A 25187-nucleotide genomic window follows, 5' to 3' on the forward strand; every position below is an offset into this window, starting at 1 on the left:
ATTATTTGAAATATTTTACGCCGGATGTGAATATAGGCAGTTCCAAATTGCCCGGAATGTTTTTGCTGATATCCGCGCCACAACGTTCGGAGTGAGCCATTTTACCGAATACGCGGCCGTCAGGACTGTAAATGCCCTCGATGGCGGCTACGGATTGATTCGGATTGAACCGGCTGTCCATGGAGGCAATACCGTTAAAGTCGACGTATTGTGTGGCAATCTGGCCGGTTTTGTTGAATTCCAATACCTGTTGAGGAGAGGCGATAAAGCGACCTTCACCATGAGAAATCGGTACCGTGTAGATTTCTCCGGCTTTCGCTTCGCTCATCCATGGTGTTTTTGTAGAAATTACCTTTGTATGAACCATGCGGGATATATGGCGACCGATCGTATTGTATGTCAATGTAGGATGATCCGCCGTTAATGTTTCAATATGTCCGCCCGGCAATAAGCCTAATTTAATGAGTGCCTGAAATCCGTTACAGATGCCGAGCACCAAACCGTCTTGCTTGTACAGGAGATTTTCAAGGCCTTCCGCAAGGTATGGATTGCGGAAGAGGGTGGCCATAAATTTACCGGATCCGTCCGGTTCGTCTCCGGCACTGAAGCCGCCGGGGAACATGAGAATCTGCGATTGAGCTAATTTCCCTTTAATCACATCGATGGATTCTTTGAGCTGTTCCGGTGTCTGGTTTCTGATGATGACGATGTCCGTATCGGCACCGGCCCGCTCAAAGGCGCGGGCTGAATCGTATTCGCAGTTCGTACCCGGGAATACAGGAATAAGTACCTTCGGTTTTGCCCTTAAGGATGTGCTGCGAGGTTTCGCGTGTTGATCGTGAATATAGGCCACGGCTTCACCTGTACCGTTTTTTGCATACATAGGGAAGACATCATTTAATGGAGTTTCATATGCTGCTTGGACCTCTTTAAGCGATACGGATTGACCGTTCCACTCGATAACCGGATCGGATTGTGTGACACCGATAACCTTTAAATCCAATAGTTCTAGCAGGTGGTTGACTGCTTTGATATCCACCTCTGCAATGAAAGCGCCAAGGGCCGGTTGGAAAAGAACTCGTTCAGCGTATTTGTCAAACTTCACACCGATATTGTTGCCGAGGGCTATTTTGGTAACGGCTTCGGGGATACCGCCATGGTCAACAACATAGGCTGAGTAAATGCGACCTTTTTCTATTTCTTCCTGTAAGATATCGCAGTTTTCCTTGAAGCGATCCCAGTCCGGCGTATCGTTATAGGTTCGAGGCACATCGAAGAATACTAGGCGATGATCTGCGCCTTTTAAGTCCTGACTTATAATATTTTTGGCGGATGTCGTATCTACCGCAAAGGATACGAGTGTAGGAGGGACCGTGAGATCCATAAAGGTTCCGCTCATGGAGTCCTTGCCGCCTATGGCACCGATTTCCAGTTCTTTTTGCGCCTTGTAAGCCCCTAGGAGGGCTGATACCGGTTTACCCCAGGATTCTGCTGTCGTAAGATGCTCGAAATACTCCTGTAATGTAAGATATGCGCTTTTGCGATTACCGCCGAGGGCTACGAGTTTGGCAACTGATAAAAGCACAGCGTACTGCGCTCCGTGATATGGACTCCAGTCCGATAATTCCGGCACGAATCCGTGCGTCATGATGCTGGCAGTCGTCGTTTCGCCATGAAGAACCGGTAATTTTGCTACCATGCCCTGGGTCGGCGTTTTCTGGAATTTACCGCCGAATGGCATGAGTACCGTGTTGGCACCTACGGTGCTGTCAAAACATTCGACAAGTCCCTGTTGTGATGCCGTGTTTAAATCGGATACGGCGGCGAGCCATTGCTCCTTAAAGTTGTCCGCACTGGCGGAACCGCGACGGAAATAGGATTTTTCGTCAGGTGCGGTTACGATGGCGGTCTGTTGCTGTTTTGCTCCGTTCGTATTGAGGAAGTCACGGCTGATGTCGACGATAGTTTCGCCCTTCCAGTTCATGATGAGGCGATTCGTATCTGTTACATCGGCGACGACTGTGCATTCAAGATTTTCCTCATCGCAGAACTTTTTGAATCGGTCTATATCGGAAGGGGCGATGACGCAGGCCATGCGCTCTTGAGATTCGGAAATAGCAAGTTCCGTACCGTCAAGTCCGGCATATTTTTTAGGTACTGAGTCCAGATTGATGGTGACACCGTTCGTTAATTCTCCGATGGCTACGGATACGCCGCCTGCACCGAAGTCGTTACAGCGTTTGATGAGTGTCGTTACTTCTGGGCGGCGGAATAGGCGTTGGATTTTACGCTCTGTGAGGGCGTTCCCTTTTTGCACCTCCGCACCGCAAGTTGCGAGAGATTCCGTGGTGTGTTCCTTAGAGGAACCGGTTGCACCACCGCAACCGTCACGACCTGTTTTCCCGCCTAACAGAATGATGACATCACCTGCGACGGGTTCCTCGCGGCGTACCTGATTGCGTGGAGCGGCACCGATAACGGCGCCGATTTCCATGCGTTTCGCTACATAGCCGGGATGGTAGTATTCTTTTACTTCACCTGTGGCGAGACCGATCTGATTGCCGTATGAGGAATAGCCGCGAGCCGCTTCGCGGGTGATTTTCTTCTGCGGTAATTTACCTTTCAATGTATCTCCCAGGCTTGTGTGCGGGTCGCCGGCTCCGGTTACGCGCATAGCCTGATATACATAGGCGCGACCGCTCAACGGATCGCGGATACATCCGCCGAGACATGTGGCGGCACCGCCGAATGGTTCGATTTCAGTCGGATGATTGTGTGTTTCGTTTTTAAATAAGAGGAGCCATTCCTCGATCGTACCGTTCACGTCTACGGGTACGATAATCGTGCATGCGTTGATTTCCTCCGATTCGTCCAGATTCGTCAAGCCGCCTGCATGACGCAATTCCTTTACGGCCAGGGTAGCCATATCCATGAGAGAACGGGCCTTTGTTTTCGATACATATAATTCGTTGCGGCCGTTCATATACTCTTCGAGGGCTTCCTTGATAGGGCCGGTGAAACGATTATCCTCGATGGTGATATCCGTCAATTCCGTCATAAATGTAGTATGACGACAATGGTCGGACCAGTAGGTGTCAAAGAGGCGAATTTCCGTAATCGTCGGGTTTCTACGCTCCACATCGGTGTATTGCTGGCGGATTAATTGAAGATCCGCTACGGTCATGGCAAGACCGTAGTTGTCGATGAGGGACCTTAAATCGTCATCGCTCATCTCTGTGAAACCGTCGATGGTCGCCACCGGTTTCGGTTCCTCCAGGTCGAGGGCCAATGTGCTCGGCATATCGAGGCTTGCTTCGCGGGAGTCCACGGGATTGATGTAGTAGGCTTTAATCGCCTGTTTTTGTGCTTCCGTGAAAGTGCCCTCTATGGCATATACACGGGCGCAACGCACGATGTGTCCCGATGTAAGGGTGAGCATGGAGATACATTGCTCCGCACTGTCCGCCCGTTGATCGTATTGCCCCGGTACATATTCAACAGCGAATACGAGGCCGTCTATAGATGGTAATGTATCCATGATTGTATCTACCGGCGGTTCGGAGAAAATAAGATTTTTGGCTTTTTCCAGGTCCTTTTCGGATAGATGCTCGATATCATAACGTTCATAGATTGTTACCGCAGTAGCCGGCAAGGATAACTCCTGCTGTAAGGTGTGTAACATACGTTCTGACTCTTGATTGAAAGATTCTCGTTTCGTTACGAATAAGCGTTGAATAGCCATTGTAGCCTCCTCAAATGTATAAATTCCGTTTATGGAGTTGACAAAATAAGTATAATCGGTCTAGACTTATAAGTAAAGATAATCTTATTAATAAAAAGATTAGAATTTCTAATAAATGTGAAAAATTCATGAAGGTCATAAGACCTGAGATTCATGAAGAACTCTACGCGATTGCTGAGCGTTTTGCTAGATAAGCTGAGCATCCTGCTAGATAAAGAGTTTTGATTGACGTATGTATTAATTTATACAAAGTTCCATTATTAGTATATAACAGAGGTGAATAAAATGGCAGTATCTGCAGATTTATACAGAACTTTTTTAGGTGTCGGTTTGTATTTATCTTTTTCTCGTGCAGCGAAGGAACTCGGAGTGTCTCAGTCCGCCATCAGTCAAAGTATTAAACAGTTGGAAGGGGAACTCAATATGCCCCTTTTCGTGAGGACTACAAAATCCGTAGGCTTTACACCGGAAGGCAAGGAACTTTTTGATACGGTGGCAAAGGCGTTTTCCATTTTGGATAATGGCGTTACTCAACTGCAGGAACGTGTGAATCAGGCTTATGAAAGTTTAAATCTGGCAGCTACGGATACTTTGTGCCGTCATTTTCTGTTGCCCTACTTTCATAAGTGGCAGTTACAGGAAAGCGAAATCGGTTTGCATATCATCAATAAACCGTCACCGGACTGTGTGCAGCTGGTGCTTGATAAGGAAGCGCAGTTAGCCGTGGTCAATGATTACGAAGGATTGAGGGAAAATCCTCAGCTGGAGGTGACCACTTTAGCGACAATTCAAGATGTTTTTGTAGGCGGTCATGAATATAAAGGGGCCGGATTCTTTGATCAGGGGCGTCTCCTGAATGAACCGATGCTTTTACTGCAAAAGGGAACCGCAAGTCGGACATTCTTTGATGAAGTGACTCATGGTGCATGCCGCAAGCCTCGTTTTGAACTGGGCAGTGTCGATGTGTTGCTGGACCTCGTGGAAATCAACATGGGGATTGCTATGTTGCCGAGTCATGTGGTACAGGAAAAAATGCAGGAAGGCGCTATCGTACGTATCGATACGGATATCCCTGTGCCGACTCGCGATATCGTCCTTGTACGCTCCCGACTGGTGCCGCAATCGGAAGGAGCTGCACGATTTACGGCGCTGCTTGTAAATAAGGAAAGCAATCGGGATAAAATTTTATAAATCATATACCTTATACTGATTATGCTGGACTGCATTTCAAATTTTTTGCGAGGAGTTTGAAATGCAGTTTATCTTTTAATAAGGTATAGTTTTATTTTTAAATAATATATGAAATGTGCTTTCAATATATATTGACCCTGAGCCCCTATTTACGTTAAAATTTAAAGATAGTTATACGGAGGTATAAGTACATGGAATTATTAAAGCAACGCATTCGAGATGAGGGCATCGTCCTCAATAATCGCGTGTTAAAAGTAGATGGATTTTTGAATCATCAAATCGATCCGCATTTGTTCAAAGCCATCGGAAAGGAAATTGCAGATCGCTATCGTGATGCGGGGGTACAACGGATTGTCACTATAGAAGCATCGGGTATCGCTTTAGCATTGATGGCCGCATTGGAACTCGATGTACCGTTGGTATTTGCACGCAAGAAAAAATCGATTCTCATGGTGGATGAGGTATATCATTCCGTTGTCTATTCCTATACAAAGGAAGAAAACTATGAAATCACGATTTCCAAAAAGTTCTTGCCAGCCGGTGAAAAGGTATTGATCATCGATGATTTCTTGGCATCCGGTGAAGCCGCTATGGGTCTGGCTAAATTGGTGCAGGAAGCAGGTGATGAAGTGGTGGGTATGGCGATTGCCATCGAAAAATCCTTTCAGCCCGGACGTGAACGCCTTGAAAATGCGGGGTTCCGTGTAGAGTCGTTAGTGCGTATCAAAGAATTCAAGGATAATGGTTGTGTATTTTTAGAAGACTGATGTGTGTGTGGTCTTGTCATTAGTTGTAGAGGGTATTATGAATCACAAAGCAGAAAAATTTGATTTACTTGTAGCAGATCTTGAAAAAGGCGGTAACGGTTGGTTTCTTAAGGAGGAATTGACCGATGACTTAAATACTGTTGTATATCACGGTCGTTTAGATGTGCATGAAAACAGCCTGCCTGTGTTTATCGTAGTGGATGATTCCGCATTTTCCTATGTGCGTGTAGCGATTACGACGACATCTGTTGCAAAAGATATGATTCCTTCCGTGTTAGAGGAATTGAATACATTAAATCAGGAATATAAAGTATCTAAATATTATGTAAGCAATGAAGATGGTAATATATATATGGATATTTCCGTTCCTACATTGGATGAACAGTTTGACCCTAGCGTGCTGGTGAATATCTTATTAGGTGTAATCCAACCTCACCTGGATGAGGTACATCAAGGTATTCTCAAGGTAGCGGGCATAGTTAAATAGAGGTCGTTATGAATCCGAAAGCACTAGCCTTTGACAAATTTATGAAAGAAGAGCAGATAACGTCTTTTGAACGCAAGGATTTTGAAGATGAAGACGGTACTGTCGTATATCGTTCGTACATCAAATCTCCGTTGTGGGATATGCCGTTATTTGTGATCTTAGATAATAGTATTTACAGCGTTATCCGTTTGGTTTTGGGCCCTGAAAAGGTGACAGCTCAGAATATGACTGCCTTAAATGCGCTTATCAATCGTGAAAATGCAACGTATAAGAATTATAAACTTTATATTGACGAGCAGGATTCCAGTTTATATCTGGACTGCGTATATATGTGTGCTGATGATGCTTTCGAGCCTGCCTTGATGTATGCGTTGATGTCATCTATCGTGGATTATATTCCCGAATCTGTAGGTGAATTGAAAAGCGCTTTTGAAAGTACGGCGCATTAGAACATGATGTAGTTGGTTTATAAATATATAGCTGCTGATGTATAAAAGAGCATATCGTTCGGAAGTTGAATAAAAGAGACAATCGATTCAATAAATCGACTGTCTCTTTTTTGTATGCTGAAAACTATATGATAAATATGATTATACCTTGTCATGAAAGACTTTGATGACATTGTTTCAATCGAAGTGAAGTATCTAATTTATTATGTGAATTCTTCATAGATCTTGTTTCCTAATTATTCTGCTGTTCGATATATACCGAACGATAATAAAAACTTATATATTAATTATTCGAAAAAAGTATTGACCGAAGGTCTTGTTAGTGTTACAATTTAGCTACTAAAAGGAGGTAGCACCATGAAACGCTTTTATCAACAATCAACAAGTGAATCTTCGGAGGCTATCTGTGCGCATTTGACCCGGTCTGTTCAGGCTGGGCTTTTTTATTAGGAGGTTATATGAAGGTCGGTATCATCATGGGCAGCAAGTCCGATTTGGATATAATGAAGAAGGCATCTGCCGTATTGGATGAATTTGATATTCCCTATGAAATGGTTATTGCTTCGGCTCATCGTACGCCGGAGGCTGTGCGGTCCTTCGTAACACGCCTCGAAACGGAAGGTGCCATCGCCTTTATTGCCGGTGCCGGTGCGGCGGCTCATTTGCCGGGGGTTGTGGCAAGTTTTACAACGCTTCCCGTTATTGGTATCCCTCTTAATGCGACGGCTCTTAAGGGCGTCGACTCATTACTCGCCATCGTTCAGATGCCGTCCGGTATGCCTGTGGCGACGATGGCTGTGGACGGGGCTAAAAATGCGGCTCTCTTTGCGGTACAGATCGGTGCCGCTTTCAATAAAGAATTAAAAGAACGATACGAGCAATATCGAAAGGATATGGCGGATAAAGTGTTAGCGGACAACGAGGCGTTGCAGAGCGAACTCGGTAAATGATGTCGATTCAGACTGTATCGTCCGCTGCGAGGTAATATATCGCCCAATGAATACTTCGAAATTTTCGGAATTAAAGTTTTTAATTTTTAATATTAACAGTTTCAGCATTTATTACGGTTAAAATAGATCATTCATAATTTACGGCAAAGGAGATCATCATGGCTAACATCGAACTGGACAAATTGACATTATTGTATGAAGGTAAAGCGAAACAGGTGTATCAGACAGATAATAAAGATGAATACATTGTACATTATAAGGATGATGCCACCGCATTTAACGGCGAAAAACATGACACGATTCTAGGTAAGGGCGTATTGAACAATAAGATTTCCTCGTTCTTCTTTGAGCTGCTAAAAAAAGAGGGTGTACCGACTCATTTTATCCGTCGTGAAGATGACCGCAATCAATTGGTACTTACCTTGGATATCATTCCATTAGAAGTTATTATTCGTAACATTGCAGCGGGCTCCATGGCGAAACGTTTCGGCATCGAAGAAGGAACACCTTTACAACATCCGATTCTAGAATTCTGTTATAAAAACGATGAATTAGGCGATCCTTTTGCCAATGAATCGCAGATTACGGCGCTCGGATGGGCTACGCAGGAAGAACTTGATACGATTTCTACCATCACTTTAAAAGTAAATGATATTTTAAAGAAATTTTTGGCTACAAAAAATGTAACCCTTGTAGATTTTAAAGTGGAATTCGGCAGACATAACGGCGAAGTGCTTTTAGGGGATGAAATTTCTCCTGATACATGCCGTTTCTGGGACGCTACAACGGGTGACAAGCTTGATAAAGACCGTTTCCGTCGCGATCTCGGCAATGTTGAAGAAGCCTATAAGGAGATGTTGTTCCGCCTCACAGGCGAGCGTGCTTAATCGGAGTGACTCATGAATTACGATCCTATTTTTGACAAGTGGCATGAAGAATGCGGTGTGTTCGGCATCTTTGATCATACCGTAGATGTGGCTCGTTATGTGTACTGGGGCTTGTTTGCGTTACAACATCGGGGGCAGGAAAGCGCCGGTATCGCCGTTACGGATGGGCACGATGTGGAATTGAAAAAGGGCATGGGTCTTTTGACGGAGGCTATTAAGGAATTGCCGACCTTGCCGAGTTATATGGGAACCGGTCATGTCAGATATTCCACGACGGGCTCCAGTAATCCTCGCAATATTCAACCCTTGGTCATTCATTATCAGGGCGGACAGATCGCGGTGGCTCACAATGGTAATTTGACGAATGCCCTTGCTATCCGCAAGCGCCTTGAAGCGGACGGTTCGATCTTTCAGACGACCATGGATTCGGAGGTTATCGTAAATTTAATTGCCCGGTCCAAGGCTGCCACACAGGTAGAACGCATCGCCGATGCGGCGCGTCAAATCGAGGGGGCTTTTTCGTTGGTTATTACCACAAATGATTCTCTTGTGGGCCTTCGCGATCCGCAGGGATTCAGACCTCTCTGCTTAGGCAAGACCGAGAACGGATATGTACTGTCTAGTGAAAGCTGCGCTTTTGACGCGATTAAGGCGGAGTTTATACGCCATATCGATCCGGGTGAAATGGTCATTATCGATGATAGCGGTGTACGCAGCACTATCTATGCGGAGCCCGAAAAAATCGATAAAAAGCTATGCGTTTTTGAATATATTTATTTCGCCCGCTCCGACAGTCATATCGACGGTCAGTCGGTGTATGAAGCGCGTATCAACATGGGGCGTGAATTATATAATGAAACAAAATATGATGCGGATATTGTCATGTCCATCCCCGATTCGGGAACGACCGCCGCATTAGGATATGCAAGAGCCTCCGGAATTCCTTTCGCGGAAGGTCTCATTAAAAATCGTTACAGCGGACGTACATTCATCAAACCGAATCAGGAGGAACGTGAGCTGGCGGTGCGCATGAAACTCAACGCATTGCCTCATGTCGTCAGCGGAAAGCGTATCGTTCTCATCGATGATTCCATCGTGCGAGGTACTACGAGCGGACTCATCGTTAAAATGTTAAAAGAGGCGGGCGCCAAAGAAGTTTACATGTGCGTCAGCTCTCCCACCATTGAGTACTCCTGCCATTACGGCATCGATACGTCGGTCAGAAAAGAACTCATTGCAGCGACTCATACGGTGGATGAGATTAAGAACTATATTCATGCGGATAAGTTACATTATTTATCCCGTGAGGGGCTCTGTCGCGCTGTTTCGGGAGTAGGCGCAAATGATTTATGTTTCGCCTGCTTCAATGGTGATTACAGTGTTGCGGTTCCGTCGGAACAGGAGGAAGGGGTCAAATATGTGCTCGAATAAAACCAGTTTAACCTATCGTGACGCCGGTGTTGATATCGATGCGGGAAACCGCGCCGTGGAATTGATGAAGGAATCCGTAAAGCGCACTTATACTCCCGGGGTAGTAGGGGATTTAGGAGGCTTTGGAGGCCTGTACTCCTTGGCGGGGCACAGCATGACGGATCCTATGCTCGTATCCGGTACCGATGGGGTAGGGACGAAATTACGACTCGCCATCATGATGGATAAACACGATACAATCGGTCAGGACTGTGTGGCGATGAGTGTGAACGATATCCTCGTTCAGGGGGCGACGCCTCTATTTTTCCTCGATTACATTGCAGTGGGCAAGTTGGACCCGGTGAAAGTCGCGGATATTGTGCGCGGTGTAGCGCGGGCATGCGAGGAATCAGGCTGTGCTCTATTGGGTGGTGAAACAGCCGAGATGGCGGGATTCTACGATAATGATGATTATGATGTGGCCGGCTTTGCTGTGGGAATCGTTGATCGACCTAAACTTATTACCGGTGAACATATCGCGGAGGGAGATATCATTTTGGGATTGCCTTCGTCCGGCGTTCACTCAAACGGATTTTCATTGGTTCGTAAAATCGTATTTGAACATAAGAAATTCTCCATCGATACCAAAATTCCTGAGTTCGGCAAAACCTTGGGTGAGGAGTTATTGACGCCGACACGGCTGTATCCGAAGGCTGTATTGCCGCTCCTAGAGAAAAATCTGCTCAAAGGGATGGTTCATATTACGGGCGGCGGCTTTTATGAAAATATTCCTCGCATTCTGCCTAAAGGCGTAACGGCTCATATTGATGTCAGTACATGGCCTCGCCTGCCGGTATTTACAAAACTGCAGGAGTGGGGTAATGTGAAATGGCCTGAAATGTACCGTACTTTCAATATGGGAATCGGCATGATTCTCGTCGTGTCACCTGAACAGGCGGACGTAGTGAAAGCGGATCTTGCGAAACGGAATGAAGCGGTTTATGAAATCGGCCGTGTCGTTAATGGTGACGGCCCTGTAGTTCTCAAAGGGGCTGAATTTGATGCATGAGACTGATGATATCGGCGCTATCGCTATTGTGAGCAATAGCGTCGGCAGTATCACGACCGATGTAGGGAATGGTGGTATGGGTAATAAAGTTGTGAAGAAGAGACTGGCCCTCTTTGCCAGCGGTCGCGGTTCTAACGGAGAGGCTCTTTATAAGGCCATGTGTGACGACTATATTAACGGGACATTCGTTGTAATTATTACGGACCATCATGATGCGGGGATTGTACAGCGTGCGGACGGGTGGGGGATTCCCATCGTCGTCATAGAACGGTCGGATTATGATTCCAAGGCGGATTTTGAGTCCGCTCAATTAGAGGCCCTCGCGCCTTATGGGGTGGACGGAATCGTACTCGCCGGATATATGCGTATCCTCGGATGTCAGTTAATCGACAGCTATGAGCATCGGATTTTAAATATTCATCCCGCTTTATTGCCGTCTTTTCCGGGCTTGCATGGACATCAACAGGCTATTGAGGCGGGCGTAAAGGTAACGGGATGTACCGTTCATTTTGTAGATACCGGTATGGATACGGGGCCCATTATTATGCAGAATACGGTGCCTGTATTGCCCGATGATACGGAGGATACGTTGAGTGAACGGTTATTACCCGTAGAACATGCTACATACGTTGAGGCATTGCGATTATTTTGTGCTGATAAGCTTTCTGTTGAGGGGCGCATCGTACGCATTGAAGAATAAGATTGTCATTCTGTGCGAAAACAGAGGTTGGGAGGATATATGATTAAGAATGCACTTTTAAGTGTATCCGATAAAACGGGGATTATAGATTTTGCAAAGGGATTAGTTGAGTTAGGTGTCACCATTTACTCTACAGGCGGTACATTGAAAGTCATCGCTGATGCAGGCATCCCCGTAAAGTCTGTTGAATCCTTGACGGGCTTTCCAGAAATGATGGATGGTCGCGTGAAAACATTACATCCAAAGGTGCATGGCGGTATTTTGGCTATTCGAGATAATAAAGAGCATCAGCAGGCGATGGCGGAACACGGTATTGAACCTATCGATTTGGTGGCGGTCAACTTGTATCCGTTCCGGGAAACCATTGCAAAACCCGATGTATCGCTGGAGGAGGCTATTGAGAACATCGATATCGGCGGTCCTACAATGGTACGGTCGGCTGCGAAGAATCACGCATATGTAGGGATTGTGGTCAACCCGAATCACTATGATGAAGTTCTTCACATGTTAAAGACAGACGGTGAATTGTCAAAAAAATATCGTTTCGCTTTGGCGAAGGAAGCCTTTGCACATACGGCGGCTTATGATATAGCTATTGCTAATTACATGAGCACCATTCTGAAAGAAGGTCCTACACCGCCTGAATATTTAAGCGCTTATGAAAAGGTGACCGATCTCCGGTATGGTGAAAATCCCCATCAACGGGCTGCTTTCTATAGGGAAATCGGTACGGCTCATGGTATGGGGGCATTAAAGCAGTTACACGGCAAGGAGTTGTCTTATAACAATATTGTGGATATGGAAGCGGCCTGGAATATGGTGTGGGAATTTACGGAGCCCGCGGCCTGTATCATTAAACACACGAATCCATGCGGAGCCGCTACGGCAGATACATTGAAGGATGCTTATGTATCGGCTTATGAAGCGGATTCCGTTTCGGCCTTTGGCGGTATCGTTGCACTTAATCGCGAAGTGGACGGCCCGACGGCGGAGGAAATGAGTCATATCTTTTTAGAAGTTATCATGGCGCCGGCTTTCACAGAGGAAGCGTTGATCATTTTAGAAGCTAAAAAGAATATACGCCTTATCGAATTGTCGAAACCGGAATCGGGGCAAATGACGGTAAAGAAAGTTTCCGGCGGTTTATTGGTGCAAACGGAGGATGATATCGTTGAGGACCGCGCTAATTATAGAGTGGTGACGAAGGTGCAGCCTACGGAGGCGCAGTGGAAGGCTCTTGAATTTGCGTGGAAGATAGTAAAGCATGTGAAATCAAATGCCATACTCATTTCCAATGAGCATCATACATTGGGCGTCGGTGCGGGACAGATGAATCGTGTCGGCTCCGCTAATATCGCACTGGAACAGGCGGGTGAGGCGGCTCATGGTGCCGTTATGGCATCGGATGCGTTTTTCCCGTTCGGCGATACCGTTGAAGCGGCGGCGAAGCATGGTATTGCGGCGATTATCCAGCCCGGCGGATCCATTCGGGATGAGGAATCCATCAAGGCTGCCGACGAAGCGGGCATAGCCATGGTATTTACCGGCATTCGTCATTTTAAACATTGATATAGGAACATGGAATGCAGTATTGCCAGAGTATATATTCATTTTAATATATTTTAGTTATGAAACTTGGCGCATTAGGCGCCGGACGGAGGACTCTATGAAAGTATGTGTCATCGGCAGTGGTGGCCGCGAGCATGCCTTGGCTTGGCGCCTCTCTATCAGCCCCAGTGTAACGAAGGTATACGCTGTTCCCGGCAGTGCGGCCATGTCCGGTTGTGCCGAGTTGGTAGGAATCGACTGGAAGCAAACAGAACACTTGATTCAGTTTCTGAAAGATAATCAGGTGGACCTTGTCGTCATCGGTCCTGAAGCCCCGCTTGTGGCAGGGCTTAGCGATAGTTTGTGCAGCGCAGGTATTCCCGTGTTCGGTCCGTCCAAGGCGGCGGCTCAACTGGAAGGTTCCAAGGTCTTTGCGAAGGAGCTGATGAAACGCTATGATATTCCGACCGCTGCATATGGCGTATTTTCCGACGTTGAATCCGCAAAGTCATTTATTGATGATACGGGGGCGCCCATCGTAGTGAAGGCCGACGGTCTCGCTGCGGGCAAGGGCGTCGTTGTAGCCATGACCGTGGACGAAGCGTATGCAGCCGTGGAGGATATGCTCAGCGGTAATCGTTTCGGTGAGGCCGGGCATACCGTGGTTATAGAGGAATTCATGGTCGGTGAAGAGGCGAGCTTGCTCGCATTTGTGGACGGCGAGACGGTGGTTCCCATGATTGCATCTCAAGATCACAAGCGCATTTTTGACGGCGACAAAGGCCCTAATACAGGCGGTATGGGGACCTATGCTCCCGCTCCGGTTCTGACCGATGAACTTCGGGATGAGGCGATGCGGAGGATTTTAAATCCCGTTGTAAAAGCATTGGCTGATGAAGGTATGCCGTATGTGGGCTGTCTGTATGCGGGACTCATGATTACAGATGAAGGCCCGAAGGTGGTCGAGTTCAATGCGCGTTTCGGCGATCCTGAAACACAAGTGGTATTGCCTTTACTGGACAGCGATTTGGGCGAAGTTATGATGTCCTGTGCCGAGGGTACATTGAAAGCGGAAGAGGTGCGGTGGAAGCAATCATCCGCTGCCTGCGTCATCCTTGCATCGAAAGGCTATCCGGAAACATCTTCGAAAGGTGATGTGATTAAGGGGGATATCGAACCCTATGATACGACTATCGTATTCCATTCCGGTACAAAGCTCGTCGACCATCAGTATGTGACCGATGGCGGTCGCGTTCTGGGCGTCGTGGGACTCGGGAAGGATCTTCAGACGGCTCTGGACCGAGCCTATGGACGAATAGAGCATATTTCCTTTGACGGTATGCAATACCGTAAGGATATCGGTGCTAAAGCTTTCAAATAAATAATTCTCTACATCGTGGAATTGCGCATGACCCTTCCGGTGGTAAAGTGAAATAACCTTATCATTGGGAGGGTCTATGCTATGTGTCATGGCCGGAGTGGAGGATTGTTTTATTTCTTATTTATGATATAATGAAAACGTGAAAGAGCCCGTTAACGTGCTAGGGCGTTAGGCTCATATCAAAAATGTAGAAACTTTTAACGATGACGCCTGACGTGTAAGAGGACTAAATCTTTTATACGTTAGGCGTTTTATATGATGAATATCTGATTACATAAATAGCGATAAGCGATATACGATTATGATATATAATAAAGAACCGTTGGAACTGAATAGCCCCGTAGCTTTTTGGCTCAATTTTCCGAATGAGGAACGCGTGTTTTGGGTGGATCGTCAAAGTGACCGTATCGTTGTCGGTGCCAAGCGCTTGGCGACGGTTCTCGATGACGAAGACCGTAAATGGTATGCCTATGTATTTTATGGGGATACTTTTTTTGATGCCTCGAATGACCCTAAATGGGAGGGGATGGGGCATGAGATGATTGCTTTCACCCATTACTATATTGTGGAAAACGGGGAATCTTTTTACCTATATGCGGGGGAACCGGCAGTAATCGAGGACGTACCGGTGCCGCGCGTACGCCATGAGTATGCGGAAACGAGTGATGATAGAGCCGACTGGGACCGTTTGATGAATGCTATCGGTGAAAGCATTGCGCATGGAAAAACGACAAAGGTCGTTGCATCCCGCGAGGTTCAGTTTACGAGTCCGGAACCTTTTAATGTGGCAAGCATTTTGGCTAATTTGGCGGATAATAATCCGAATTGTTTTATTTTCGGGTATGAAAAGGATGGTCGCACATTTTTAGGCGCTTCGCCGGAGATTCTGGTGCGCCATCGAGGCAGCGAAATCTTGAGCTATGCGTTGGCCGGAACAGCGCCGAAGGATGGCCCAAATGCGTGGACAAAGGAACAGTTGCTTACAGATTCTAAGAATTTGCTTGAGCACAATATCGTACGGGACCGGATTCTGAATACCATGAAAGACATTACGCCTCATGTATCGGTAGGGGAAACGGGCATTATGGAGCTGGCTCATCTATACCACTTACGCACCATCATTACCGCTACAGATTCGACGAAGCCCTTGGTCGAATGGGCGAAATTGCTGCATCCTACACCGGCCCTCGGCGGTGAACCGCGGGAGCAGGCGCTTGCTCTGTTACAGAAATATGAAACCCATGAGCGAGGTATGTATGCGGCGCCATTCGGTTTTATGAAAGACATGGGGGATGGCATCGTCGTCGTGGCCATTCGGTCGGCTCTCGTTATAGGTAATACCCTGTATGCCTACGCCGGTTGCGGTGTCGTAGGCGACTCCGATGCGGATGCGGAGTATGAGGAAACTAACAATAAAATGAGAACCATATTAGATGCATTATAAATTTCTCGTAGTTATGGCTGGTCAGCATGCGAAAAGCCTCCAAGGCCACCTACTTCGCTTCGCGAAGCCGCCAAGTCGTTTTTCTCATGCTAACCAGCCTTTTTGACTAATTTATAATGCATTTTTTGAACCACACCTTACCGAAGGGAAAAGTGAAAGGAATCGAAATGAACGAATATATTGCAGCCCTCGTAGACGAACTGCATCTGCTCGGCGTCCGGCATGTCGTATTTAGTCCGGGTTCGCGTTCTACGACGATGGCTATGCTCTTTACGGAGCATAAAGGCTTTGAAACATATATGAATATTGACGAACGGTCGGCTGCTTTTATGGCCTTAGGTATCGCAAAGGCTCATAAGCGGCCGGCAGTACTGGTGTGCACATCAGGCTCTGCGGTGGCTCATTATTTACCGGCTATTTTAGAGGCTCAATATAGTGGCGTTCCGCTTATTATTTTGTCCGCCGACCGACCTCATACATTACAACATGTGGGGGCTCCGCAGACGGTAGATCAGCAAAAGCTTTTCGGTACGGCTGTCAATTACTATGAGGAGCTATCTGTACCTCGCGAAGAACATTTCTATACGTATCCGCGTCAGGTGGCGCGCAAGGCGTATATGAAAGCAATGGACCTGAAGTGCGGTCCGGTACATATTAATGTACCTCTCTTTGAACCGTTGGTACCAGATTTTGATAGAAAGTACTTCAAGGCGGGTCGCATGAAACAACCGTTTTCATTGGTGACCGGTATGTTGCGGCCAAGCGAGGTTAAGCCCATTTATGAGGCGCTTTTGAACAAAAAGGTTCTCGTCTTGTCAGGCCCGTCTTGGAGTCTTGACGAAGAAATGGCTATTTTGGAATTGGGACATATGCTTAAAGCGCCTATTCTTGCAGATCCGCTATCGAATATGCGCCGCATCGATGATGAGCATATCATTACCTCTTATGATGCATTCTTGGTTGATGAAAATCGTCGTGATGCATTGCAACCGGACTGTATTTTACAAATCGGTCAGATGGTTGTATCCAAGCGTGTTCAACAATGGATAGGATCTATGGACGAGATGATGATTATATCAGTGAGTCCTACTATGGATTATACGAATCCTATGGGAAATACGATCATGTATATTCAGTCGACGGCACAAGGTTTGATGAACGGTTTCAAAGGATATACTTTTGAATTGCATTCTGCCGGTGCAGTGAATGCTACTGATACGACGAGTGTTTCGGCCGGTGTAGCGAATACATTTACCGGGACAGAGAACATTGCTGATGGTTGCGATCAAACGTTTGATACCTCTATCGATGAGTACCTTGCTGCATGGATTGATACGGAATCATACAGTCGTAATCAATTGGATGCGGTGGCGAAGGAATCGGAATTATTCGAAGGTCGAACCATCTATATGTTGCAACGATTCATGCCGAAGGACGGTCAAATCATGAGTGCCAACAGCATGAGCGTCCGCGATATGGATTACTTCTGGGCCGGTGGGCGCAGTGATGCGGATGTATACGGAAATCGCGGTACCAACGGAATCGACGGGACCGTGTCGACCGCATTAGGCCTGTCCACGAACGGAAAGACGACCGTATTACTGACGGGGGATTTGTCGTTCTTTCACGATTTGAACGGTTTTGCCATCGCAAAGACACATGAGCTGAATCTCACCATCGTCCTTCATAACAACGATGGGGGCGGCATTTTCCAATACTTGCCCCAAAAAGGCACGGAGCATTTCGATTATTTATTTAACACGTCGCAAGGTATTGACTATAGTGGTCTTGCCACATTATACGGTGTTGATTATGTGCGCGTTCGGAATAATGACGATTTAGAGGCGGCGTTCGCACAGTATATCGGTCAGTCGGGGGTACATATCATTGAAATTCCAACATCCAAGGAAGGAAGTCGAGAGTTGCATAAAAAATATCGGATCCACTGATATGCAACGCATGTATATAGACTTAGGGGCCTATCGATACGGCTTGACTATTGTCGGCACCGGTGAGCCGCTGGTATGTCTTCACGGATTTTCCGAGTCCGGATATACATGGAACGGGATTACACTGCCGGGGTATCGCATGATTCGCATCGATACGATCGGTCACGGTGATTCTGATGTTCCCGATGACGAGATGGCCTATACGATTCCCGTTATGCTGGAGGATTTGCATACGGTTCTGTATCATGTGGCCGGTGAAAGCTATCATCTGATGGGGTACTCCATGGGGGCGAGATTAGCCTTGCTCTATACATTGCAATATGAGTCGGAGGTCAAACGCCTCATTTTAGAGAGCGGTTCCGTCGGCATTGCCGAGGATTCTGGACGTGAGGCGCGAAGACGAACTGATGAAGAGTTGGCTAAACGTATTGAAACTCACGATGGGGCGTGGTTTGCGGAGCATTGGGCGCAAGCGCCGATTTTTGCATCACAACAACGACTTTCACAGAAGCAACGGGAACTCATATATCGTAGACGTGCACATAACAGTCCGAATGCGTTAGCCGCTACATTGCGTGGATCGGGACAAGGTGTCATGCCCTATGTGGGAGATGATTTGAAAAAATTATCCGTCTCCGGACTATATGTGAGTGGCGCGTTGGACATAAAATATACTACAATAGGAAGAGATGTGTTCGGCACGATGTCGAACTTTCACCATGTCATCGTCGAAGGGGCGGGGCATAATGTGCACATAGAGCAGCCGCGCGCATTTGAGCAGGCGGTGCTGAATTTTTTAGATGAGAAAGGTTACATCCATGAGTAAATTTGATTGGAAAGTACTAGATCGTAATTACGAAGACGTTATTTATGAGACTTATAACGGTATTGCAAAGATTACTATCAATCGTCCGCAGGTGCGCAACGCGTTCCGTCCGAAAACGGTTATGGAATTGATTGATGCGTTTACGGTGGCCCGTGAAGATAACGAAGTGGGCGTCATTGTATTGACAGGTGCAAACCACGGACAAGGGGAAGACAAAGAAGCGTTTTGCTCCGGCGGTGACCAAAGCGTGCGCGGTCACGGCGGTTATGTAGGTGAAGATAATGTGCCGCGCCTTAATGTTCTGGATCTGCAGCGTTTGATCCGCGTTATTCCTAAACCTGTTATCGCCATGGTAAACGGCTATGCTATCGGTGGCGGTCATGTATTGCATATCGTGTGCGACCTTACCATCGCCTCCGAAAATGCAAAGTTCGGACAGACCGGTCCTCGTGTAGGTTCTTTTGATGCCGGTTACGGTGCGGGCTATTTGGCGCGCATGATCGGTCATAAACGGGCTCGTGAAGTTTGGTTCCTCTGTCGTCAATACACGGCTGCACAGGCTTATGAAATGGGTATGGTCAATTGCGTTGTGCCGTTCGATAAACTCGAAGAAGAAACGGTCCAATGGTGCAGCGAAATCCTTGAATTATCTCCTATGGCGTTGCGTATGTTGAAAGGGGCCTTCAATGCGGATACGGACGGCCTTGCGGGCTTACAACAATTCGCAGGGGATGCGACGTTAATGTATTATACTATCGATGAAGCTAAGGAAGGTCGCGATGCGTTTAAGGAAAAACGCAAACCTAACTTTAAGCAATTTCCTAAATTCCCTTAATGAAATAATGCATGAGGTGAGAGTCGTTCAGTATGAGGTGATATGTTTCGGCTCCCGCTGATGTGTTTTGCTGATACGATTCGCATAGAGCGCCTCCTTGTGGGGCGCCTTTCTTTTATATATGGAATATATTGATGATTCGATGAAAGGTAATATGATGGAGTGGTTACGTTACGGTGCTCGGCACTATCCCAATCGCATATGTATGAATGGGTATACCTACGAGGAGATATGCCGAGGGGTGATCTATGCAGCTCGTAGCCTGGAATCTCTAGATGCGTCGAGAATCGCTGTCTTATCCGATAATTCCGTGACGATGGCAATCTATATTTTGGCGGCTATGCTGGCTCATAAAGAGGTCCTCTTATTGAATGTACATCTTAAGACGAACGAGATTGAGACTCAACTGTCACAACTAGGTGTTACGACTGTATTGCACAGCATTGAGCGACGTCATCAGGTGCCGGACTCCGCTATTTCTGTTGCGTTTGAATCGTGTGAAAGTATCATTTCAGCCCCTGTGATAGAGGATACGTTTGACTGGACCTTTAACGATACGGATGTTGCGGCCATTATGAATACGAGCGCCACGACAGGGCAGTTTAAGTCCGTTCCCTTGCGTTGGGGACAGATTCGTGCCCATGTAAAGGCGTCCCGATCTGTGTTAGGCGTGACCGATGAAGATAACTGGCTCATGGTGCTGCCGTTATTTCACGTAAGCGGCTTATCGATTCTGATGCGGTCCTTGTATAACGGCACGGCCGTTACGGTATTGCCGAAATATGATGAGGATAAGGTCCTTGATCTCATCAATTGTAATCGGATCAATATGATGTCATTGGTGCCTACCATTCTGACTCACTTGGAGCCGAGAATTCAACATCATAACTTACGCGTCATCTTACTGGGCGGTGAATTTATTCCGCAGTCCCTTATTGAATCCTGTATAAAAAAGAATTTGCCGATTTATAAGACCTACGGAATGACAGAAACCTTTAGTCAAAGTGTGACATTTTCTGTGCTGGATTATCCTGATAAATCTGAGTCCGTGGGATTGCCGTTGCCGGGCATGACGGTACGCATTGTTGATGCCGATGAAGAGGGAATCGGTGAAATTCATCTGAAAGGCCCTATGGTCATGAGCGGTTATATCAATCGTGAACCTATCGATGGTGATTTTAATACGGATGATATCGGCTATGTTGATGAGGACGGCTTTGTATATATCCTGAATCGACGTAAAGACCTCATCATTTCCGGCGGTGAAAATATTTATCCGAAAGAAATCGAGGACTTACTCTACACATTGGATGCCGTAAAAGAATGCGCTGTAGTACCTATGTCGCATTCGAAATGGGGGCAGGTGCCTGCACTCTTCTTGGCTTTTAATGATAATCAGAACCTTGGGGAAGATGAAATACTCGCTTTTTTACAGGAGCATTTAGCGAAATATAAGATTCCTCAATATGTACAGGTTATGGATTCTTTACCGAGAAACGGAACGGGAAAGATTATGCGCAATAGTCTTATTGCACGGGAGCGTTAATTTATTGCAGGTATGTAGTGAGGTGCTTATGAATGATATATTAAACTTTAAAAGTATTACTACTTACCGATTGCGGTTGCCTTTGAAATTTACTTTTAAGACGTCGAAGGGTGAGGTGCGTGATCGAGAAACGATCGTTGTCCGCATCGAAGATCAGCAGGGCTATGTGGGATATGGAGAATGCGTAGCTTTCACGACACCCTTTTATACGGTGGAAACGGTGGATTCCTGTTGGCGCACCATAGTCGATGATTATGTGTTCAACCTGCGACTCATGCGGCCGGCCAAGCTGATGACTTATATTCGGCAACTGCAGTTTTGGCTTAAGAGGGACGGCATGCCTATGGCTATTGCGGCCCTTGAAAATGCTCTCATTAATCTGCATTGTGAGCGTATCGGAGTCAATTCCGTATCGTATATTATGAATCAACCGTTATGCGACACTATACAGAGCGGTCTCGTCATCGGAGATATGCCGATGGAGGAAATTTTACCTACGGTGGAACGATTTGTTGCAACCGGCTGCAATCGTATTAAGGTAAAGGTAAATCCTGTAGATGGTTATGAGCGTATGGCTCGAATACGTGATGCATACACCGATTTGGTGCTCGCAGCCGATGCGAATCAGAGTTATACCTATGCTGAAATTGACAAGGTGCGGCGGTATGATGAGCTGGGCCTTACCTGTATCGAGGAACCCTTTGCCATCGCGTCTCTAGAGTCTTACCGAGACTGGAAATGGAAACGGCTCAATTCTGATGACTGGCACATTATGACGCCTATTTGTCTGGATGAATCGATTTTGGGCTATGATGATTTGTCCTATGCCATTGAATTCGGTCTCATCGATGTACTCAATGTGAAAGTAGGGCGTATGGGCGGACTTGTTCCGACGAAGGCGGCTATCAATCTATGTCGGGAGCGTCATATTCCGTATTGGATCGGCAGTATGGTGGAATCAGGTATCTCCAAGATGCTCCATGTGCAGCTAGCGGCTCTCGGGGATCCATATATGGCGGGGGATTTATCCGATTCGTCCCGATATTTTGAAAGGGACCTTATCTATCCTGATATATCTTTTAGGGATGGCGTCATGAGTGTTCCTGATGGAGACGGCTTAGGTGTGACTGTATTTGATGATCGCATTGAAGAATATTGTGTGGAGAGACGAAGGTTATGACATTAATAGAATCCTTACAAATTGATAAACCTCATATGACAAGCGATAACACATGTGAGGCGGTTATGCATTTGGGTGACTTTCACAGTCAACCGCAAGGTTATTTAAACGGTGGTGCCACACTGGCGTTCGCGGAAATCGTGGCCGGCATGATGACGAATGAAATTATAGATGAAAGTAAATTCGGTGTCGGGCAATCCGTTACGGCGAATCATTTACGCCCTATGAAATGTGAAGGTGAGTTGACGGCTCGCGGCACATTGCTCGTGAAGGGGCAGACGTCACATGTATGGCGTTTCGATATGCTGGATAACAGAGAGCGCCTCATATCCCAGGTGACGGTGACCTTGGCCATTGTCAATTTTGAGCGATAAATAAACACAAAAGGACACATCCTGTGATTCGCATCACAGATGTGTCCTTTATCGTACATAAGGTATCTGAACGAGTGATTCTATTATTTTCGTGTAATCGTGTATAGATCTTCAATATCCGGTATATCGTAAATAACCCATGTGCCGTCGCCGAGATGACGCATCAAGAGGCGAATGTCCTTCGTCATATTGTGCTTGTTATTTTGTACGGTTACCGTTACAGTTGCTTTATCGTCGTCCTCTTCTGATGATTTAATATTTTTGATTTCTACATCGTGTCCTTCAAACATACGGCCTTCGATGAGTCGATCGACCATGGACTTTTTGTCGCTGTCGGATTGGGCGGTAGTAGGGCTTTCATGTGCCGCCTGTTGAGAGGAAAAACTGGACGGATCGGCAATATATTTTCGTATTACATCCTCTAATAATGCGGGACCGAATGTCTTGCTTGCTGCGATGGCCGCTTTTCCGAATGGATTGGATGTGTCTACATATGTATTACCTTCGCGTTCGACGATATTGCGCACGATCGATTTTGTATCGATATGTCGCAAGGCTTCGTCCGCATCTTTATCCTTTACGGCCTGATATATAATCTGTAATGTATATGCCGGTGTATGAGGCAGATACCACCAGAAATACCATGCTGCGCCTAAAATGCCTACGATAGCGATAATGATGGCGATAGTGACACCTTTGGAATTAAATCGATTCATAAGGACCCTTTCTGTTATAGACATGTTGTGATTATTTTTACACATAGATATATACATATTGTAGCATATGAAGTAAAGTACTTTGATTAAATACAAAAATTAATGGATTCCTTCGTATAATGACGAAAATATGTGTATTCTTGATTATTTATTGTGGTGAAAGCTTTAAAGCGCTGATAATAGCATAGAATAGAGAAATTCATAAAATTTTTTCGATAAATAGTTGCGTTAGTTCGGAATTTATGATATTCTATCTAAGTAGTCAACGCGAGTTGATACGCGGCCCCGTGGTGTAGCGGTTAACATGTCGCCCTGTCACGGCGAAGATCGTCAGTTCAAATCTGATCGGGGTCGCCATTTTTTTTTACGAAAAATGCCTCGGTAGCTCAGTCGGTAGAGCAACGGACTGAAAATCCGTGTGTCGACAGTTCGATTCTGTCCTGAGGCACCATTTTCTATTCCATGCGGTTGTGGTGGAATGGCAGACACGCCATCTTGAGGGGGTGGTGAGCTAACGCTCGTGCGGGTTCAAGTCCCGCCAACCGCACCAAGATAAGGACCTACAGTTTTGTGTAGGTCCCTTTTTGTATGTCTATGACTATGTTGATGCGTGATTTGAGTATAAACCTTTAAAACATGGTAGAAGAGGGACTCTATGAAAAAGAAACTTTTTGCATTGACGATTCTTTCGTTGGTAATTTTCATTCAGTTTGGATTTGCTACAAAGGTTAATGATATTTCTTTAAACCGTGTTATCTTTTATAATCCGAATACAACACGATAAAAATTAAAAGACACATTGTTATTTATAAAGGTCCTCTAAAGCTTGAGATAATTTTAGAAGATTATTCAGTAACAATGTGTCTTTATTTTACAGATTATAGAGTTCAGGTTTACGGTCTTTAAAGATATTAATTTTATTGCGGATATCCTGAACCACATCAAAATCGATGTCAACGGATTGGATATTTTCAGTAGTGTCCATTTCCAACAGATTGGTACCCCATGGATCGTATACGGCGGAGTGGCCGGTGCTTTGAACGTGTCCCACGGTACCGCATCCGTTTACGGCACATAAGAATAACTGATTCTCGATTGCCCGTACTTCGTTGAGCACTTGCCAGTGGCGAAGTCGCATGGTCGGCCATTGAGCCGGTACGAATAGAAGTTCCGTATTCGGTAGTGCAGCCATGCGTACGAGTTCGGGAAAACGGATATCGTAGCAGATGACCGTGCTGCAAGGAATACCGTCCAGCTCGAAGTGGGATGTATGTGTACCGCCGGCAAAGTACGTGTCCTCTTTGGCGGGACTGAAACCATGCATTTTGGAATACTCTCCTACGAGCTGACCTGTACGATTAAATGCATATGACGTATTGAATACATGGTCGTTTTTGGCTACCGCTACCGAGCCGCCTACGATGTTGACATTGTGTTCCTTGGCGAAGTCACTTAACAATGTCTGCGTGCGTTCTCCGTTGCGGTCGGCGATGGTGATTAAATTTTTTGACGGATAGAACCCCGTGTTCCATGTTTCCGGTAAGACGATGATATCCGGCTCTTCAGCGAGGGCATTGAATAGTAATTTTTGGACATTATTATAGTTATATTCTGTGTCATTTACATGAACATCCATCTGGATGAGGGCGAGGCGCTTTTTCATGAGGACTCCTTTTATATCAGTAATTTTTATATTATATCATATATATTATAATTAAAATAATATAGTATCATAT

Annotated in this window: 21 protein-coding genes and 3 tRNA genes; 21 read left to right on the forward strand and 3 right to left on the reverse strand. The window is 46.1% G+C overall.

The window, feature by feature from the left end:
- Window position 1: 1 nt before the first annotated feature.
- Window positions 2-3742, reverse strand: coding sequence for a phosphoribosylformylglycinamidine synthase (locus CKV62_RS01880; RefSeq protein WP_095065266.1), 3741 nt, complete (start codon window positions 3740-3742; stop codon window positions 2-4).
- A 285-nt stretch (window positions 3743-4027) separates the two neighbouring features.
- Here CKV62_RS01880 and CKV62_RS01885 point away from each other — a divergent pair, with 285 nt between their 5' ends.
- From CKV62_RS01885 to CKV62_RS01970, 18 genes are all read left to right on the forward strand, one after another.
- Complete coding sequence (locus CKV62_RS01885; RefSeq protein WP_038118105.1) at window positions 4028-4933, forward strand: LysR family transcriptional regulator; 906 nt, start codon at window positions 4028-4030, stop codon at window positions 4931-4933.
- Window positions 4934-5124: 191 nt separating this feature from the next.
- Entirely contained in the window at window positions 5125-5700 is a 576-nt protein-coding gene (locus tag CKV62_RS01890; protein ID WP_038118102.1) for a xanthine phosphoribosyltransferase, read from the forward strand.
- A gap of 37 nt (window positions 5701-5737) precedes the next feature.
- On the forward strand, window positions 5738-6187 hold the full coding sequence (locus tag CKV62_RS01895; RefSeq protein WP_054674178.1) for a hypothetical protein: 450 nt from the start codon (window positions 5738-5740) through the stop codon (window positions 6185-6187).
- Between the two features lie 8 nt (window positions 6188-6195).
- Entirely contained in the window at window positions 6196-6636 is a 441-nt protein-coding gene (locus CKV62_RS01900; RefSeq protein ID WP_095065268.1) for a hypothetical protein, read from the forward strand.
- 458 nt (window positions 6637-7094) lie between these two features.
- On the forward strand, window positions 7095-7586 hold the full coding sequence (gene purE, locus CKV62_RS01905; RefSeq protein ID WP_095065270.1) for a 5-(carboxyamino)imidazole ribonucleotide mutase: 492 nt from the start codon (window positions 7095-7097) through the stop codon (window positions 7584-7586).
- 158 nt (window positions 7587-7744) lie between these two features.
- The gene (gene purC, locus CKV62_RS01910) at window positions 7745-8473 is read left to right on the forward strand and encodes a phosphoribosylaminoimidazolesuccinocarboxamide synthase (RefSeq protein WP_095065272.1); all 729 of its coding nucleotides are present in this window, start codon (window positions 7745-7747) and stop codon (window positions 8471-8473) included.
- 12 nt (window positions 8474-8485) lie between these two features.
- Window positions 8486-9904, forward strand: a complete 1419-nt coding sequence (gene purF / locus CKV62_RS01915) for an amidophosphoribosyltransferase (RefSeq protein WP_095065274.1) — start codon at window positions 8486-8488, stop codon at window positions 9902-9904.
- Entirely contained in the window at window positions 9891-10952 is a 1062-nt protein-coding gene (gene purM, locus CKV62_RS01920; RefSeq protein ID WP_095065276.1) for a phosphoribosylformylglycinamidine cyclo-ligase, read from the forward strand. Before purF ends, purM begins: the two co-directional genes overlap by 14 nt.
- A 76-nt stretch (window positions 10953-11028) precedes the next feature.
- Window positions 11029-11652: a phosphoribosylglycinamide formyltransferase gene (gene purN / locus CKV62_RS01925; protein WP_095066692.1), complete on the forward strand. Its 624-nt coding sequence runs from the start codon at window positions 11029-11031 to the stop codon at window positions 11650-11652.
- 39 nt (window positions 11653-11691) lie between these two features.
- The gene (gene purH / locus CKV62_RS01930) at window positions 11692-13221 is read left to right on the forward strand and encodes a bifunctional phosphoribosylaminoimidazolecarboxamide formyltransferase/IMP cyclohydrolase (protein WP_095065278.1); all 1530 of its coding nucleotides are present in this window, start codon (window positions 11692-11694) and stop codon (window positions 13219-13221) included.
- A 97-nt stretch (window positions 13222-13318) separates the two neighbouring features.
- Complete coding sequence (gene purD / locus CKV62_RS01935) at window positions 13319-14581, forward strand: phosphoribosylamine--glycine ligase (protein ID WP_095065280.1); 1263 nt, start codon at window positions 13319-13321, stop codon at window positions 14579-14581.
- Window positions 14582-14882: 301 nt separating this feature from the next.
- The gene (locus CKV62_RS01940) at window positions 14883-16025 is read left to right on the forward strand and encodes an isochorismate synthase (RefSeq protein ID WP_095065282.1); all 1143 of its coding nucleotides are present in this window, start codon (window positions 14883-14885) and stop codon (window positions 16023-16025) included.
- Between the two features lie 167 nt (window positions 16026-16192).
- Complete coding sequence (menD, locus tag CKV62_RS01945) at window positions 16193-17974, forward strand: 2-succinyl-5-enolpyruvyl-6-hydroxy-3-cyclohexene-1-carboxylic-acid synthase (protein WP_095065285.1); 1782 nt, start codon at window positions 16193-16195, stop codon at window positions 17972-17974.
- Window position 17975: 1 nt separating this feature from the next.
- Window positions 17976-18800 carry a 2-succinyl-6-hydroxy-2,4-cyclohexadiene-1-carboxylate synthase gene (menH, locus tag CKV62_RS01950; RefSeq protein WP_095065286.1) on the forward strand — a complete coding sequence of 275 codons (825 nt, stop codon included), beginning with the start codon at window positions 17976-17978 and terminating at the stop codon, window positions 18798-18800.
- A complete protein-coding gene (menB, locus tag CKV62_RS01955) occupies window positions 18793-19635 on the forward strand; it encodes a 1,4-dihydroxy-2-naphthoyl-CoA synthase (RefSeq protein WP_095065288.1) in 843 nt (280 codons plus the stop codon). The genes menH and menB overlap by 8 nt, the downstream gene beginning before the upstream one ends.
- 154 nt (window positions 19636-19789) lie before the next feature.
- Window positions 19790-21181 (forward strand): o-succinylbenzoate--CoA ligase, encoded by a 1392-nt coding sequence (gene menE / locus CKV62_RS01960; protein ID WP_095066693.1) that lies wholly within the window; start codon window positions 19790-19792, stop codon window positions 21179-21181.
- A 28-nt stretch (window positions 21182-21209) separates the two neighbouring features.
- A complete protein-coding gene (gene menC / locus CKV62_RS01965) occupies window positions 21210-22361 on the forward strand; it encodes an o-succinylbenzoate synthase (protein WP_095065290.1) in 1152 nt (383 codons plus the stop codon).
- Window positions 22358-22735 carry a PaaI family thioesterase gene (locus CKV62_RS01970; protein ID WP_095065292.1) on the forward strand — a complete coding sequence of 126 codons (378 nt, stop codon included), beginning with the start codon at window positions 22358-22360 and terminating at the stop codon, window positions 22733-22735. The genes menC and CKV62_RS01970 overlap by 4 nt, the downstream gene beginning before the upstream one ends.
- A gap of 83 nt (window positions 22736-22818) precedes the next feature.
- Here the strand turns inward: CKV62_RS01970 and CKV62_RS01975 are convergent, their stop codons facing one another.
- Window positions 22819-23451, reverse strand: coding sequence for a hypothetical protein (locus CKV62_RS01975; protein WP_095065294.1), 633 nt, complete (start codon window positions 23449-23451; stop codon window positions 22819-22821).
- Window positions 23452-23732: 281 nt separating this feature from the next.
- Here CKV62_RS01975 and CKV62_RS01980 point away from each other — a divergent pair.
- The 3 genes from CKV62_RS01980 (at window position 23733) to CKV62_RS01990 (ending at window position 24001) form a co-directional block, all read left to right on the forward strand.
- Window positions 23733-23808 (forward strand) — tRNA-Asp (locus CKV62_RS01980).
- Between the two features lie 18 nt (window positions 23809-23826).
- Window positions 23827-23902 (forward strand) — tRNA-Phe (locus CKV62_RS01985).
- Between the two features lie 13 nt (window positions 23903-23915).
- Window positions 23916-24001: transfer RNA gene (locus tag CKV62_RS01990), tRNA-Leu, on the forward strand.
- 321 nt (window positions 24002-24322) lie between these two features.
- Here the strand turns inward: CKV62_RS01990 and CKV62_RS01995 are convergent.
- Window positions 24323-25114 carry a carbon-nitrogen family hydrolase gene (locus CKV62_RS01995; RefSeq protein ID WP_095065296.1) on the reverse strand — a complete coding sequence of 264 codons (792 nt, stop codon included), beginning with the start codon at window positions 25112-25114 and terminating at the stop codon, window positions 24323-24325.
- Window positions 25115-25187 lie beyond the last annotated feature (73 nt).

The sequence above is a fragment of the Veillonella rodentium genome, assembly GCF_900187285.1.
Lineage (GTDB): Bacteria > Bacillota > Negativicutes > Veillonellales > Veillonellaceae > Veillonella > Veillonella rodentium.